Source organism: Streptomyces fodineus (assembly GCF_001735805.1).
Classification (GTDB): Bacteria; Actinomycetota; Actinomycetes; order Streptomycetales; family Streptomycetaceae; genus Streptomyces; species Streptomyces fodineus.
Window position 1 is genome coordinate 1,163,883 of the sequence record NZ_CP017248.1, and the last position, 15,774, is coordinate 1,179,656.

11 protein-coding genes and 1 pseudogene are annotated in these 15,774 nt (G+C 72.8%); 7 read left to right on the forward strand and 5 right to left on the reverse strand.

All coding sequences use genetic code 11. The features are described 5' to 3' along the window. Window positions 1-47 precede the first annotated feature (47 nt). Window positions 48-1,241: pseudogene (locus BFF78_RS50025) on the forward strand (MFS transporter); the annotation flags it as partial. A gap of 276 nt (window positions 1,242-1,517) precedes the next feature. Here BFF78_RS50025 and lysX read toward each other — a convergent pair. Next, window positions 1,518-4,799 carry a bifunctional lysylphosphatidylglycerol synthetase/lysine--tRNA ligase LysX gene (gene lysX, locus BFF78_RS04880; protein ID WP_069777124.1) on the reverse strand — a complete coding sequence of 1,094 codons (3,282 nt, stop codon included), beginning with the start codon at window positions 4,797-4,799 and terminating at the stop codon, window positions 1,518-1,520. Between the two features lie 344 nt (window positions 4,800-5,143). Between lysX and BFF78_RS04885 the strand changes: the two genes are divergently transcribed. Then, window positions 5,144-5,608 carry a universal stress protein gene (locus tag BFF78_RS04885; protein WP_069777125.1) on the forward strand — a complete coding sequence of 155 codons (465 nt, stop codon included), beginning with the start codon at window positions 5,144-5,146 and terminating at the stop codon, window positions 5,606-5,608. Here the strand turns inward: BFF78_RS04885 and BFF78_RS04890 are convergent. Next, entirely contained in the window at window positions 5,544-6,803 is a 1,260-nt protein-coding gene (locus BFF78_RS04890; RefSeq protein ID WP_079161146.1) for an MFS transporter, read from the reverse strand. The two genes, BFF78_RS04885 and BFF78_RS04890, sit on opposite strands and share 65 nt — an antisense overlap. Before the next feature lie 109 nt (window positions 6,804-6,912). On the opposite strand from BFF78_RS04890, the gene BFF78_RS04895 reads away from it, so the two are divergent. Further along, window positions 6,913-7,860, forward strand: coding sequence for a LysR family transcriptional regulator (locus tag BFF78_RS04895; RefSeq protein WP_069777127.1), 948 nt, complete (start codon window positions 6,913-6,915; stop codon window positions 7,858-7,860). A gap of 50 nt (window positions 7,861-7,910) precedes the next feature. Next, window positions 7,911-9,335 (forward strand): amino acid permease, encoded by a 1,425-nt coding sequence (locus BFF78_RS04900; protein WP_069777128.1) that lies wholly within the window; start codon window positions 7,911-7,913, stop codon window positions 9,333-9,335. An 11-nt stretch (window positions 9,336-9,346) separates the two neighbouring features. Here BFF78_RS04900 and BFF78_RS04905 read toward each other — a convergent pair whose 3' ends face one another. Then, window positions 9,347-10,495: a CapA family protein gene (locus tag BFF78_RS04905; RefSeq protein ID WP_069777129.1), complete on the reverse strand. Its 1,149-nt coding sequence runs from the start codon at window positions 10,493-10,495 to the stop codon at window positions 9,347-9,349. 215 nt (window positions 10,496-10,710) lie between these two features. Between BFF78_RS04905 and BFF78_RS04910 the strand changes: the two genes are divergently transcribed. The 3 genes from BFF78_RS04910 (at window position 10,711) to BFF78_RS04920 (ending at window position 12,769) form a co-directional block, all read left to right on the forward strand. Then, window positions 10,711-11,280: a sigma-70 family RNA polymerase sigma factor gene (locus tag BFF78_RS04910; protein ID WP_069783387.1), complete on the forward strand. Its 570-nt coding sequence runs from the start codon at window positions 10,711-10,713 to the stop codon at window positions 11,278-11,280. Window positions 11,281-11,425: 145 nt separating this feature from the next. Further along, on the forward strand, window positions 11,426-11,941 hold the full coding sequence (locus tag BFF78_RS04915; RefSeq protein WP_069777130.1) for a hypothetical protein: 516 nt from the start codon (window positions 11,426-11,428) through the stop codon (window positions 11,939-11,941). A 174-nt stretch (window positions 11,942-12,115) separates the two neighbouring features. Next, window positions 12,116-12,769, forward strand: coding sequence for a zf-HC2 domain-containing protein (locus BFF78_RS04920; RefSeq protein WP_069777131.1), 654 nt, complete (start codon window positions 12,116-12,118; stop codon window positions 12,767-12,769). Between the two features lie 10 nt (window positions 12,770-12,779). Here BFF78_RS04920 and BFF78_RS04925 read toward each other — a convergent pair whose 3' ends face one another. Continuing rightward, on the reverse strand, window positions 12,780-13,643 hold the full coding sequence (locus BFF78_RS04925) for an Fpg/Nei family DNA glycosylase (RefSeq protein WP_069777132.1): 864 nt from the start codon (window positions 13,641-13,643) through the stop codon (window positions 12,780-12,782). Window positions 13,644-13,701: 58 nt separating this feature from the next. Beyond that, the gene (locus BFF78_RS04930) at window positions 13,702-15,771 is read right to left on the reverse strand and encodes a SpoIIE family protein phosphatase (protein ID WP_069777133.1); all 2,070 of its coding nucleotides are present in this window, start codon (window positions 15,769-15,771) and stop codon (window positions 13,702-13,704) included. Between the last annotated feature and the right edge of the window lie 3 nt (window positions 15,772-15,774).

Below are 15,774 nucleotides of genomic sequence, written 5' to 3' on the forward strand. Positions count from 1 at the left end.
ACGAGTGCCCGGGCCGGTGCGGAACCCGTCTCGGGCTTTTGGCAGTCATGCAGTCCACGGACAGCGGCCGAACAACGGATGAGGGAGCGAACCGAGTTGACGCACGGGGGAGCGAACGGACCGCGGCGCGGCGGGCCGGCGGTGGTGTGCTGGCGGCGGCCCAGGTGGTGGTCGTCTTCGACACCACCGTCTTCACGGTGGGGCTGCCGTGGATCGCGGTCCGCTCGCAGCTGCCCTTCCAAGGGCTGACCTGGCCGCCGAGCGTGTACAGCGTGTGTTTCGCCGCGCTGCCGGTGCTCGCGGGGGCACTGGGTGAAGCGCTCGGGCAACGACGTGTGCTGATGGGCGGCTTCGCCCTGTCGAGCCTCGCCGCCGTGGCAGCGGCTGTGACGGTGGACTCCGAGGTGCTGCTCGCCTCGCGAGCGGTGCAGGGCGTCGCGGCGGCGGTGATCACGGCCGGCGCTACGGCGCTGATCGACTCCACGCATCCGCAGGGCCGCGGCCGGCACCGGGCGCTGAGCGTCCATTTCGCCGTCGTCGCCTGTGCCGGACCGGCCATGCTGCTGCCCACCGCCAGGCTGCTGGATGCCTCGGTACGGGGCGAGACGGTGTTCTGGGTGCAGGCCGTCGCCGGGGCGGTGCTCCTGGTGCTGACCCCGGTGGTGCTCACCCAGTCCGCGCCTCTGCCCGCGGCCGGGGCCCGGGTGGGCCGTGCGGCGCTGGGCGTCGTCCCGCTGGGCTTCCTGGCGTGGTGCGCCGATTGGCTGGGCGACCACAGCGTGGCCGCGACGACGGTCGTCGTCATCGCGGTGGCGGGCGCGCTGGTGCCCTCCGCACTGGGCGTGCTCGGCCGGGGCGAGCGGATGCCGGAGCTGTTCGCCCGGCTGGACCGGGAGCGAGCCGCGTTCGGTGGGTACACCGTGGTGGCGCTGCTGGCAGCCGGCCTGTCCGGTGTCCTGTACGCCCTCACGCTCGCCCTGCAGGCGATCGGCGGGCTGTCCGTGATGCAGGTCGGCTGGGCCCTGCTGTCCGCCGTCGCCGGGGTGCTGCCGGGCTGCCTGGTCCTTCCCCGGCTGGCCGCGCGCATCGGGCTCGGTGCGGCGGCGGCCAGGGCCTGCGGGGTGGCGGCCGTCGGCTTCGTCCTGCTGATCCGGGAGGACACCTTCCGCTTCGCCGATGTGCTGCTGCCGCTGCTGCCGGCCGCCTTCGGCTGCGCGGTGCCGGCCCTGCCCGCCGGTTTCGCCCGGTCCGTGAGCGGTGCGCCGCCCCAGGGCCTGAACTCGTCCCGGCAGCTGGGCGCCGGCCTGGGCGTGTCGCGGTTCGCCGGGATCGTCTCCGTCGCGATGCGCGCACCGGCGTCCGCCCCTACGGGAGCCACTTCGACTACCAGGCGTTCATGGCCGGCGCGGTCCGCGACTGCTTCGAGCTGGGCGTGGCGCTGTGTTCGGCCGGCGCCGTGGTCGCGCTGCCGACCCTGCCCCGGCACCGCTTCCCGGCCCCCGCGGGGGACCCGGCGCTCAGCGGCGGCGCACCAGCGGGAACGGCAGGGTCTCCCGGATCGTCAGGCCGGTGAGGAACATCACGAGCCGGTCGACGCCGATACCGAGGCCGCCGGTCGGGGGCATCGCGTACTCGAGGGCCTGAAGGAAGTCCTCGTCCAGTTCCATGGCCTCCGGGTCGCCGCCGGCGGCCAGCAGCGACTGTTCGGTGAGCCGCCGGCGTTGTTCGACGGGGTCGGTCAACTCCGAGTAGGCAGTGCCGAGTTCGGTGCCGAAGGCGACGAGGTCCCAGCGCTCGGCGAGCCGCGGGTCGGTGCGGTGCTGCCGGGTCAGCGGAGAGACGTCGGTCGGGAAGTCCTTGTAGAAGGTGGGGAGTTGGGTGCGTTCCTCAAGGAGCCGCTCGTACATCTCCAGGACGATGTCACCGGGCCCGTCATCGGCGGTGTACGGCACCCCGGCCCGGTCGCACAGCCGGTGCAGCCGCAGCAGTTCGGTGCCGGGGCCGATCTCCTCCCCCAGCACCTCGGAGAGCGCGCCGTACACGGTCTTGACCGGCCACTGCCCGGAGATGTCGTACTCCTGCCCGTCCTTGCGGGCCACCGGGGAACCGAAGGCGGCAATCGCCGCGCCCTGGATCAGCTCGCGGGTGAGGTCGAGCATGACGTCGTAGTCGGCGTAGGACTGGTAGGCCTCCAGCATGGTGAACTCGGGGTTGTGCTTGTAGGAGACGCCCTCGTTGCGGAAGGTGCGGCCCAGTTCGAAGACCCTCTCCAGGCCGCCGACGCACAGCCGTTTCAGATAGAGCTCGGGTGCGATGCGCAGGTAGAGGTCGAGGTCGTAGGCGTTGATGTGGGTGGTGAAGGGGCGGGCGTTGGCGCCTCCGTGGATCTGCTGCAGCATCGGGGTCTCGACCTCGACGAAGCCGCGGTCCAGCAGGCCCTGGCGCAGGGCCTGTACGGCGGCGGAGCGGGCCCGGATCACGGCGCGGGCGGAGGGGCTGGTCGCGAGGTCGAGGTAGCGGCGGCGGACCTTGGCCTCGGGGTCGGTCAGGCCCCGGCGTTTGTCGGGCAGCGGGCGCAGGCATTTGCCGGTGAGCTGCCAGGAGGTGACGAAGACGGTGGGCTCGCCCTTGTCGCTGAGGCCGGTGCGGCCGGTGGCGGTGATCTGGTCGCCGATGTCGGTGCCGGCGGTGAAGCGGTCGAGGGCGGTGCCGGAGCGGTCGCGAGTGAGGGCGATCTGGTGGTCGCCGGACCAGTCGCGCAGCACGGCGAAGACGATGCCGCCGAAGTCACGGACCAGCATCAGCCGTCCGGCCACGGTGACGTCCTCGCCGGGGGGCACGTCGGCGAGGGCGTGGGTGGGGGCCGGCACGCCGACCGGGTAGGGGTCGGTGCCGGTGGCGCGCAGCCGGTCCAGCTTCTGGTGCCGGACGCGGACCTGGTCGGGCAGGCCCGCGTCCGGGGCGGCCGGCCCGGCCTGGCCCCCTCCGTCGAGACCGAGCGCCGTCAGGGACGGCAGCCCCTGGGTGGTGGCGGGCCGCTGCCCCTCCTTCGGGTGCCCCTTTCCCCAGAGTGTGCGCAACGACGGTACGGAGACGAAGCCTTCGGCGATGCCGGAGGCCAGGCCGATGCGGGCGAGGGAGCCGGTGTCGCCGTAGCAGATGAAGCGCGGGTACCACTCCGGGTGGTACTTGGCATTGGAGCGGTACAGAGCCTCCAGTTGCCACCAGCGGGAGAAGAACAGCAGCAGGCGGCGCCAGAGCCTGAGGACGGGTCCGGCGCCGATACGGGCGCCCTCCTCGAAGACCGACCGGAAGACCGCGAAGTTCAGCGAGATCCTGCGGACGCCCAGCTTGGGGGCGGCGGCGCACAGGTCGGCGACCATGAACTCCATGACCCCGTTGGGCGCGGCGCGGTCCCGGCGCATCAGGTCCAGGGAGACGCCGTCCCGGCCCCAGGGCACGAAGGAGAGCAGGGCGAGGAGTCGGCCGTCCTCGCCGAGGGCCTCCACGAGCAGGCAGTCGCCGTCGGCGGGGTCGCCGAGCCGGTCCAGGGCCATGGAGAAGCCGCGCTCGGTCTCGGTGTCGCGCCAGGCGTCGGCCCGCTCGACGACCTCCTCCATCTCCCGTTCGCTGAGGGTGGCGTGCCGGCGGATGCGGCAGGTGGCGCCGGTACGGCGGACGCGGTGCACGGCCTGCCGGGTCACCCGCATGTCCCGGCCGTTCAGGTCGAAGGAGGCCACGTGCAAGATCGCCTCGTCGCCGAGCTGGAGGGCGCCGAGTCCGGCACGGGCGTAGGCGCGGGCGCCGTCCTCGGAGGCGCCCATCACGGCGGGTGCCCAGGCGTAGCGGCGGGCCACGTCCAGCCAGGCGGCGATGGCGTGCGGCCAGGCCTCCATGTCGCCGACGGGGTCGCCGCTGGCGAGGCAGACGCCGGCCTCGACGCGGTAGGTGACGGCGGCCTTGCCGCTGGGCGAGAACACGACGGCCTTGTCGCGGCGGGTGGCGAAATAGCCTAGGGAGTCCCGCTCGCCGTAGGCCGCGAGCAGGGCGCGGATACGGGCCTCCTCGTCGCCGTGCAGGGCGGCTTCCAGGCGCTGGGAACGGAACAGCGTGCCGGCGGCGTTGAGCAGGGCGAGGGCGCCGAGCAGGCCGAGCACGAAGGTGACCGCGCGTGGCGGGCGGCCGGAGAAGGAGCTGCCCGGGACCAGCCCGCCGCACACCCGGTCGGCCGCCCAGGCCAGGTGCTCGTTCGCCGGCAGCGTGCCCGGGAACAGCATGACGAGCGCCCAGCCCAGCACGATGGCCACCACGAGCCCGCCCAGCAGCACGGCGAGCGCCCGCCAGACGGCGCCGCGGCGGGAGGCGGCGTAGAACTCCTTGCGGGCCACGACCAGCAGGAGCAGCAGCAGGGCGCACAGCACCAGGGACGGCAGCGACTGGGCGTACAGGCCGAGGCTCACGCCCAGCGCGTCGGTGAGGACGAGCAGGCCGAGATAGACGACGACCAGCCACCAGGCGACCCTCTTACGGGCGGCGGTGGCGCCGGCCAGCAGGAACAGGAAGACGGCGTAGGCCAGGTTGGCGCTGATGGGCACCAGCAGCAGATCGAGGGCGTGGGCGATCGGGCGGAGCAGCCGGCGCAGCGGTTCGATGAGCGCGAGCAGGGCGCACAGCAGGCCGAGCGCGGCGAAAAGGGTCGCGAAGGCCTCGGGCACCCAGGCGAGCCGCCCGCCGGCGGGCGGGCGTGTCGGGGCCGTGGGGTCCCTCCGTGCGGCGGTGTGCTCCGCGCTGGCGGTCATGGTTCCGACTGTAGGAAGGGGTCGCCCGGCTCGCCCGTCGAGCCGGCACCGGGGCGGCCCGGCAGGCGGGCGTCCCGCGTGGGGGAACGGGCGCAGGGGGCGGGCCGCCGGCCCGGCACACCACATGCCGAGCCGGTGGGGCGGCCCCGAGAAACCACGTCCCACGAGCCGGAACGGGGCACGGACAGGGGCCACCAGCCGGCACACCACAGGTGGGCGTGGCGGCTTGCCGGCGGCTCGCGAGGGGGGGCGGGCAGCCTGAGTGGTCGGCGGGCAGCCGCGCGGCCCGGCTCGGAGCGCCGGCGCGTGTCTGCGGGAACCGTCGGTTCCGATAGCCTCACGATGTGACGGAACAGCACTCGCACTCGCAGTTCGAGCGGGGTACGGACGGGCCGAAGGTCATCGTGGTCGGGGTGGACGGCTCCGACTCCTCGTTGCGTGCCGCGGCGTACGCGGGCGGGCTCGCCCGGCGGCAGCACGCGCTGCTGGCCGTGGTGTACGTGCAGCCGGTGCTGGCGGCCGGTGCGGCGCTCGGGGCGCCGGTGGCGGAGACGACCGACGAGATCGCCGAGGACCTGGTCACCTACATCCGGGAGGCGGCCGAGCGGGTCAAGGGGATATTCGAGGTGCGCTGGGAGTTCCACACCTTCCGCGGCGACCCCTACAGCGGGCTGGTGAAGGCGGCCGACGAGCTGAAGGCGGACGCGGTGGTGGTGGGCGCCTCGGAGCAGGCCGGGCACCGGATCATCGGCTCGGTGGCGGTGCGGCTGGTGAAGGCGGGGCGCTGGCCGGTGACGGTTGTGCCGTGACCTCCCGGGGTTCCCGCAGCAGCAGGGGCGGTGTCGCCAGGAGCAGGACGCCGGCCAGGGCGATGGCGGCGCGTGGGCCGGTGAGGCTCGCCAGCAGGCCCCACAGGGCGGTCAGGGCCGCGGTCGTGGCCTTGCCGGTGATCGACCAGGCGGACAGGGTGCGGGCGACCCGGTCGTCCGGGGTGCACTGCAGGCGGCGGGTGGCGTACACCGGGCTGTAGAGACCCGAGCAGGTGATCACCCCGAACTCCAGGACCATCACCAGCAGCAGGCCGGGCAGCCCGGGCCGGACGAAGGCCAGCCCCAGGGGCCAGACGGCGCGCAGGGTGCCCGCGGCGCGCAGCACCCGCTGCTGCCCGTGGCGGGCGACCAGAGGGCGGGCCAGTCGGGAGCCGAGGAGGCCGCCGAGGCAGGGCACGGCGAAGGCGAGGCCGTACTCCCAGGGGGCGAAGCCGAGCGGGCCGAGCATGAGAACGGCCAGCGGCGGCATGGCGACCATGATCAGGGCGTTCGCCGCGAGGTTGTTGAAGAACAGCGGCCGCAGGGCCGGGCTGGTGAGGATGTGCCGCCAGCCCTCGACCAGGTCGGCGGCCCGCAGGCGCTCGACGCCGGTGCGCTCGGGACGCGGCTCACCGCCGCCGACGGCCCGGATGCCCAGGGCCGACAGGAGAAAGCTGACCGCGTTCGCCAGGACCGTGGTGACCGGGCCGAACAGGCCGATCGCGGCGCCGCCGAGGGGCGGTCCGAGGACCAGCGCGGTCCAGTTCGTGGATTCGAGCCGGGAGTTCGCGGTGAGCAGCCGGTCGGCCGGTACGAGCGTCTTCAGGAAGGCGCCGGAGGCCGCGTTGAAGGTGATGTCGGCCGCCGCGACGAGCACGGACACGAGCAGCAGCTGGCCGAGGCCGAGTCCGCCGAGCGCGTAGGCGGCGGGGAGGGTGAGCAGCGCGGCGAACCTGACCAGGTCCATCGTCATCATCACCGGCCGCTTGCGCCGGAACTCCACCCACGGCCCGAGGGGCACGGCGGCCAGGGCGCCCACGGCGGGCCCGGTCGCGGCGAGCAGCGCCACCTCGGCCGGCCCGGCGTGCAGCGCGAGGACCGCGATCACCGAGAACGCGTCGAAGGCGAGATAGGTACCGAGCGCGCTCACCGAGTACGCGGCCCACAGCCACCCGAACTGCCGACCCAGCTTCATGCACAACCTCCCGTTGACCCGGGACATGAAAACCAGCAGGCCGGGGCCGGATCAAACAACCGCAAGGACAGCGGCCACAACCAACGGTTGTGTGAGTAGGGTGTGCGGGGTGGATCTCAAGGCCGTGCGCACCTTCGTCGCCGTGGTGGACACCGGGCAGTTCCAGGAGGCCTCGGCCGTCCTCGGCATCACCCAGCAGGCCGTCTCCAAGCGGATCGCGGCCCTGGAGAAGGACCTCGCGGTGCGGCTGTTCACCCGGACCGCGCGCGGGGCCCAGCCGACCATCGACGGGCAGGCGTTCCTGCCGCACGCCCGGGAGCTGCTGCTGGCCGAGGAGCGGGCCCTGGCCTCGGTGCGGCCGGGAGGGCGGGCGCTGCGCGTCGACGTGATCGGGGCCCGGCTGGCCCCGGCGGCCCTGCTGCGGGAGTTCCACGAGGCGCAGCCCGGCACCGCCCTGGACGCCGTGACGCTCTTCGACGCGAGCACGGCCGTGGCCGCCGTACGCGCGGGCACCATCGACGCGACCATCCGCGCGGTCACCACACGGCTTCCCCAGGGGCTGCGGTCCGTCCGGGTGCTGGACGAGCCGGTGCAGCTGCTCACCGGTGCGCGGCACCCGCTCGCCGGGGCCCGGTCGGTGACTCCGGCGCAGCTGGCCGGGCACCGGATCTGGATGCCGGGCCTCGTGGACGGCACCGAGTGGGCCGCGTACTACACGACCCTCGCCGCCGAGTTCGGGCTGACCATCGACTCGGTCGTTCCCGACTTCGGCGGGGAGCCGCTGCTCGACGCGGTCGCCGGCTCGGACTCGCTGGCCACCTTCGTGTGCGAGCAGATCCAGCTCTCCCGGCCCGCCGGGCGCGACCTGCGGCGCATCCCGCTCACCGACCCGACCCCGGTGTACCCGCACTCCCTGGTCTGGGCCGCGGCCAACACCCACCCGGGGCTCGCCGCGCTGCGCGCCCATCTCACCGCCCGGCTGCCGGCCCGGCCGGCGTCGCGCACCTGGACGCCTGCCTGGGCCGTGCGTGGCGTCTTCCCTGCGCGCCGCCCCTAAGTCATCATGATCCGCCGTCAGCCGTTGCCGTAGGCGAAGAGGTGAGACGCATGGCCAGGCTCCGCGCGGGTGAGGGGATTCTCCGCCGCAAACCCATCGAGCACATCGAGGAGACCGAAGTCAGCGAGGGCACCCGGCTGGACCGCTCGCTCGGTCTGTGGCAGCTCACCGCGATCGGGGTGGGCGGCATCATCGGCGCCGGCATCTTCACGCTGGCCGGTACGGTGGCCAACGGCACGGCGGGTCCCGCGGTGCTGGTGTCGTTCCTGATCGCCGGTGTGGCGAGCGCCTGTGCGGCGCTGTCGTACGCCGAGTTCGCCGGGCTGATCCCGAAGGCGGGATCGGCGTACACCTACGGCTATGCGGTGCTCGGCGAGTTCGCGGGCTGGTTCATCGGCTGGGACCTGCTGCTGGAGTACACGGCGATCGTGGCGGTGGTGGCGATCGGCATCTCGGGCTACTTCGGGTTTCTGGTCCAGGAGATGGGTGCGAAGCTGCCCGCCTGGATGCTGGGCGCGCCCGGCACCGGGGCGGGGCACCGGGTCGACCTGTTCGCGGCGGTCCTGTGTCTGCTGATCGCCTGGCTGCTCAACCTGGGCATCCGCAGCGCGGCCCGCTTCGAGACGATCGTCGTGGCACTGAAGGTGCTGGTGGTGCTGCTGGTGATCGGGGTGGGTGTGTTCCACATCGACTCGGCGAACTACCACCCGTTCTTCCCGTTCGGCGTCAGCGGCGCCTTCACCGGCGCGGCGACCGTGTTCTTCGCGGTGTTCGGCTACGACGCCATGTCCACGGCGGCCGAGGAGTCCAAGGACGCCCAGCGGCACATGCCGAAGGCGATCATCCACTCGCTGGCGATCTCGATGGTGCTCTACGTGGCGGCCTGTCTGGTCCTGACGGGCATGCAGAACTACCAGCGCATCGACCCGAAGAGCGGCTTCTCCACCGCGTTCAAGTCGGTGGGCCTGGACCGGCTCGCGGACGTGATCGCGGTCGGCGCGATCATCGGCATCCTCACGGTGATGTTCACGTTCATGCTGGGCGTGACCCGCGTCTGGTTCTCCATGTCCCGTGACGGGCTGCTGCCCGGCTGGTTCGCGAAGACACACCCGACACGCCATGTGCCGACCCGCGTGACCTGGATCGTCGGGGTGGCGTCGGCCGCCATCGCCGGGTTCGTCCCGATCGGCTCGGCGGCCGAGCTGACCAACATCGGCATCCTGCTGGCGTTCGTGGTGGTGTGCACGGCGGTGATCGTGCTGCGCTACCGGCGTCCGGACCTGCCGCGCACCTTCCGTACGCCGTGGATGCCGGTCGTGCCGGCGCTGGGTGTCGTCTTCTCGATCTGGCTGATCACGTTCCTGACGTGGGAGACGTGGGTGCGGTTCGCGGTGTGGTTCGTGATCGGGTGCGGGATCTACTTCGGCTACTCGTACAAGCGCTCGGTGCTGGCCGAGGTGGAGCCGGCCGACTGAGCTCGGTCCGGTCACTTCCCCATGACCAGGCCGTCCTTGGCGGCCCCGCGGCTGAGCACCACGTCCCGGATGCGGTCGCGCACCCCCTCCAGTCCGGCGCCGTCGCCGATGGCCCGGTTGAGGTTCACGACCCGGCCGGCGTCGAAGTCGTACAGCTGCGGGATGAACTCGGCCCTGGTGACCCGCCAGCGGGCGCCCTGTCTCGCGGGCGGGGCGAAGGTGAAGCGGCCGATGGTGGACTCGTTGCCGCGCGAGTCCTGCACGCGCTGGCCGTTGTACATCTGGCCGGCGATCTGGTCACCCAGGCCGTAGACCACCCAGGTGCCGTTGACCTTCTCGTACGCCTGCGGGACGTGGGCGTGGGTGCCGAGGATCAGGTCGATGTCCGGGCGGCCGTCGGTGGTGGAGGCGGTGAGCCGCCTGGCGAGGGTGAGCTGCAGCCGGTCCGGGTCGTCCTGCCATTCGGTGCCCCACTGCACCGAGACCACGACCACGTCGGCGCCGGCCCGCCGGGCGGCGCGGGCGTCGGCGATCATCCGGTCCGGGTCGATCAGGCTGACGGCCCAGGGCGCGCCGGAGGGCGGCCGGGTGCCGTTGGTGCCGAAGGTGTACGCCAGGTGCGCGACCTTGGCCGCGCCGGCCTCGAGGATCGTGGTGGAGCGGGCCTCGGCCTGGGTACGGGCGGTGCCGGCGTGCTTCAGGCCGGCCTCGTCCATGGCGTCCAGGGTGCGGCGGACGCCATCGATTCCGTCGTCCAGGGAGTGGTTGGAGGCGGTGGAGCAGCCGTCGTAGCCGGTCGCGGCGAGAGCGCGGGCGATCTGCGGCGGTGACTTGAAGGCGGGGTAGCCGGCGTAGTCGCCGTCGGCGCCGTAGACGGTCTCCATGTGGCACAGCGCCAGATCGGCGCGGGAGACGACCGGTTCGACGCCTGCGAGCATGGGCCCGAAGTCGTAGCCGCTGTCGCCGGAGTCGTAGGCCGCCCGGTTCATGACGGAGGTGTGCGGCAGGATGTCGCCGGAGGCGACGAGGGTGAAGCCGTGGGCGGCGGCCCCGGAGGGGGCCGGGTGCCCGGACTCCTGTCGCTCGTGGTTCTGGCAGGCGGCACCGGCCGCGAGGAGGGCGGTGAGGGCCAGAGCCATCCGTTGTCTGCGTCCGATCATCAGCTCACCCCAGAACTGTCGTATTTACCGACAAACCCGTGACGGGCATATGGGTACGAATCTGGCTCCTCGGATAAACAGTCCGGGCGCTGTCGTTAGCCCGTCCGGGGGTGCGCCGGACGTTCGTCCGACCGTTCGCCGACGCGATCGACCGTCCGCCGCAGAGCCGTGCGCGCACCCTGTCGCCCGGCCGCGCCCTGCGCTGCCATACGGCCATGACGGCCGGAACCTCTCTCAGCCACGGGACGGCGGCACCGACCCACGGGACGACGACCGCCGAGCACGAACTGGCCGCGCTCCAGCGCGAGCACGGCCGCCCCCTCTTCGCCCTGCTGCTCAGGCTCTGCGATGGCGACCGGCAGCGCGCCGAGGACCTCGCCCAGGAGACCCTGGTGCGCGCTTGGCAGCATCCCGAGGCACTGCACGCCGACGACTTCGACTCCGTACGGCCCTGGCTGCTGACCGTCGCCCGGCGGCTCGCGATCGACGCGCGGCGGGCCCGGCAGGCACGGCCCCCGGAGACCGGCGACGAGATCCCCGAGAACGCGCGGGTGACCGCCGATCACGCCGAACGGGCCGCCGCGATGCTCGATGTCCGGGAGGCTGTGAAGACACTCACCCCGGAACACCGTGACGTGCTGGTACTCGTGTATTTCCTCGGGGCCAGTGTGGCGGAAGCGGCGCGGACCCTGGGCGTTCCACCCGGTACCGTGAAGTCCCGCGCCTTCTACGCGCTGCGCGCGCTGCGCCGGGTCCTACCGGGTTATGCGGCCGACCTGCGCTGAAACCGGCCGCAGAGCAAAGCTCTCGCAAAGCGCCTTGCTGTGGCCCCCGTTCGGGCAATGGGCTGTCCTCATCCGCGTTCCCGGCGGAGGACGATGGCCCGGGAGTTCGGGCGACGCGCACGTACCGGAGGAAGGGCAGGAAAGGATGCTGCACAGAGGGCACGAGAGCAGGGACGGCACCGGTGGTGGTGAACTGGCCGTCCCCATGGCCTGGTTGTACGCCGAGTACATCGCCGACGAGCTGCTGCGCACCGGCGATCTGATGCCGCCGACATCCTTCGAGTTCCGGGCCGGCCGGGACGCGCTGGCGCTCACCGTCTTCCTGTCCGACACCGACGGGGAGCTGTCCGGTGTCCGGGTGATCTCCCAGCTGGAGCACTGGCTGTCGCTGACCGCCTACGACCAGCCGTGGCGGGACTGGGTGCACGAGCGCATGGCCGAGCTGACCGAGCGGGCGGACCGCTCCGGCACCGCCTCGCCCGATCTGGCCCTCGCGGCGGACGCCTGGCGATGGCTGGAGGAGACCGAGCTGCTCGCGCCGGACCTGGACGCGGTGCCGGGCGGCGGTGCGCCCGCCGGCGAGGACGACGGCCCGAAGGTGTGGACACCGGCCTGGCAGCTCGGGCTGCCCCTCGGGCACCTCGCGATCCATCTGTTCTGAGCACCGTTTCCGGCCCGTTCCGAAGTTTTCCGCAATCGGACCAATCCGCGGGCCGCGCGGCTCCGAATCTCTTGTCCGTGATTCTGCGGGTGGCTTGAGTGATTCGGCTGTCGGCTGCGTACGGATGGGTGCACGGAGTAACCCCACCCGCACCCATCGGCACGAGGATTCGGCATGAGGTCCCTGGAAAGGCATCGCGACGTCGGCGCGTACGCGCTCGGCGTGCTGGACGAGGCGGAGGCCTTCCGCTTCGAGGACCACCTCATGGAGTGCTCTCAGTGCGCGGCCCAGGTGACCGAATTCGGGCCGGCCACACGGCAGTTGTTGCTGTACCGCCGGGCCACGCCGCGCTTTGTGCACCCCATGACACAGCCCGGTCCCCGGCTGCTGGACCGGCTGCTCGGCGAGGTCGCGCACCGGCAGCGGGCGCGCCGTCGGCGCTTTCTGTACGGCCTGGCCGCCTCCGTGGTGCTGGCCGTGGCCGGTCCGGGGATCATGGCCTTCGCCGGCCATGAGAAGCCGAGCGCGCACATCACCGCGGCGACCGATGCGAAGACCGGGGTGTGGGCCGAGGTCACGGCCGACCAGGGCGACACCGGCAGCCGGCTGCTCCTGCGGGTGAAGGACGGCACGGGTCCGCATGTCTGCCGGCTCGTCGTCGTGGGCCGCGACGGCTCCGAGGAGGTCGCGGGCACCTGGATGGAGCCCGGCCACGACACCAGTACCTTCAGCGCGCTCGGTTCCTCCACGATGCGCCCCGACGACATCGCCCGCTACGACGTGCGCACCACGGACGGTCAGCACCTGGTGTCCGTCGAGGCGTCCTAGCCGGCAGGCCTCATTTCAGCAGCCGGGACAGTCTGCGGTCCGCCAGCGGCTTGCCGCCCGTCTGGCAGGTCGGGCAGTACTGCAGCGAGGAGTCGCTGAAGGAGACCTCGCGGATGGCATCGCCGCACACCGGGCAGGGCTCGCCGGTGCGGCCGTGGACGCGCAGGCCGCTCTTCTTCTCGGCCTTCAGCCGTCCCGCGGCCACGCCTCGGGAGCGCTCGACCGCCTCGGTGAGCGTGGTGCGCAGCGCCTCGTAGAGCCGGTGGGTCTCCTGCGGGGTCAGGGAGGCGGCGAGCTTGAACGGGGACATCTTCGCGGCGTGCAGGATCTCGTCGCTGTAGGCGTTGCCGACGCCCGCGATCAGGGACTGGTCCCGCAGGGCGCCCTTCAGCTGACGTCTCTCGTCCTTGAGGAGGGCGGCGAAGCGGCCCTCGTCGAAATCGGCGGCGAGCGGGTCCGGGCCGAGGCGGGCGATGCCCTCGACCTGCCGCGGATCACGGACGACGTACACCGCGAGACGTTTCTGGGTGCCGGCCTCGGTGAGGTCGAAGCCCTCGCCGGTCTCCAGCGCCACACGCAGCGCGAGCGGGCCCTTGCCCGGCTTGGGCGGGCCGTCGGGCAGCCGGTCCTTCCACTGCAGCCAGCCCGCGCGGGCCAGGTGGGTCACCAGATGCAGCCCGCTGTCCGCCGTCAGGTCCAGGAACTTGCCGTACCGGCGCACGGCGGTCACCTCGGCGCCCTCGAAGGCGGTGACCGGAGGGTCGTACGTCTTCAGGACGCTCACGGCGGCCGGCAGCACCCGCGCCACCCGGCGGCCGACCAGGTGCTCGGTGAGGAAGTCCTTCAGCGCTTCTACCTCGGGCAGTTCCGGCATACGTCAAGAGTGCCATCCGGCTCTGACAACGCTCCCCCGACGAGCCGCCTCAGCCGCCTCAGCCGTCCTGGCGGAACTCGCACCACACCGCCTTGCCACCGCCCCGCGCCTCCACGCCCCACGCGTCGGCCAGCTGTTCCACGAGCAGCAGGCCCCGGCCGGAGACGCCCTCCTCCCCCGCCTCGCGGCGGCGCGGCAGGGCGCTGGAGGAGTCCTCGACCTCGATCCGCAGCCTGTGGTCTCCGTCGGTGAGGGCCCGCAGGGTCACGATCGCGGAGCCCTCGGTGTGCATCAGCGCGTTGGTGATCAGTTCGTCGGCGACCAGCTCGATCTCGTCGGCGTGGGTGCGGTAGCCCCAGGAGCGGACGGCGGCCCGGATCAGGTGCCGGGCCTGGGAGAGGGCCTCCGGGTCGCCGGGTGCCACATGCTGCTGCAGCCGGCCGCCGGGACGCGGGGCCACCGGGACGCGCCGGCGCAGCAGGAGCAGCGCCACGTCGTCGTTGCCGCCCCACTCCTCGGCCAGCTGGATCAGCCGGTCGGCGAGTTCGCGCACGTCCTCGGGGCCGCTCGCGACGAGCGTCGTGAGCCGGCGCATGCCGTCGTCGAGGTCGGCGCCGGGCTGTTCGACGAGCCCGTCGGTGCACAGCAGCAGGGTGTGGCCGGGGTCGAGTTCGAGGGTGGAGACGGGGTACTCGAGGCGGCCGAACTCCGCGGAGAGCCCGAGCGGCAGCCCGCCGTCGACCGGGGCCCGGGAACAGGTGCCGTCGCTGTGCCGGATCAGCGGGTCGATGTGCCCGGCACGGACGGCCTGCACCACCCCGGTGGACAGGTCGGCCTCGGCGTACAGGCAGGTGGCGAAGCGGTCGGTGTCGAGTTCGTGCAGGAAGACGGAGGCGCGGGCCATCACGGCGGCCGGGGTGTGGCCCTCGGCCGCGTAGGCGCGCAGCACGATCCGCAGCTGGCCCATGACGGCCGCCGCGTGGGTGTCGTGGCCCTGGACGTCGCCGATGACCGCGCCGACCCGGCCGCCGGGCAGCGGGATCAGGTCGTACCAGTCGCCGCCGATGTCCCGGCCCAGGGCGGCCGACCGGTAGCGGACGGCGATGTCGGCGCCGCGGACGCTGGGGATGGTGCGGGGCAGCATGGCCTGCTGCAGGCTCTGCGCGAGGTCCTTCTCCTGCTCGTAGAGCATGGCCCGCTGCAGGCTCTGTGCGACGCTGCTGCCGAGCGCGACCAGGACGGCGCGCTCCTCGCTGGAGAAGCCGCGCCGGTCGCTGTAGAGCAGGCCCATCCCGCCGATCGCGCGGGCCTGGGCGATCAGCGGCAGATAGGCGGCGGAGGTGATGTGCAGCTCGGTGATGTGCGGCCAGAGGATCGGATAGCCCTCGGCGAATTCCTCCGGGGACTCGATGAACCGCGGGACGAGCGTGCGGACGACCTCGCTGATCGGGTACGGCTCGTCGATCCGGGTGATCTGGGTGCCGGGGACGGAGGCACCGGCGGGGCCCTCGGCGACGAGCCGGATCCGGCCGGCCTCCACCAGCCCCATCACCAGGCTGGCCGCGCCGAGATGGCGGATGCCGTGGGTGTCCTTGAGGGCGTCGATGACGTCCTGGACGGTGCGGGCGTGGGCGAGGGAGGCCGAGACGGCCTGGACGACGTTGGTCTGCCGGCGGAACGCCTCGTCCTGGGCCGTGCGCAGGCTGCGTGCCTCACTGTCGGCGAGTTCCTCGGTGGCGTCACGGACGATGCCGACGACCCGGCGCGGGCGGCCGGTGCCGTCCCGGCGGATACAGCCCTGGGTGTGGGTCCAGCGCGGGGTGCCGTCGCGGCAGCGTATGCGGAAGTAGGCCCCGTAGTTCTCGCTGCCGTCCTTGATGGCCCGGGCCACCACCGCGTCCAGCCGGGCGGCCTCGGACCGCGGCACCCGGGCGCCCAGCGACTCCGGGCGTCCGTCGAAGTCCTCGGGCGCCAGGTCGAACACCTCGTACGCCAGGGCGTCCATGTGGATCAGGCCCGTGTCCAGGTCCCAGTCGAAGGTGCCCATGCGGTTGAGCGCCAGGAACGGGTCCGGGTGGGCGGGCCAGTCCTCCGGGAGAGACAGGGCACTCGCTCCCCGCTCTGTCATGCG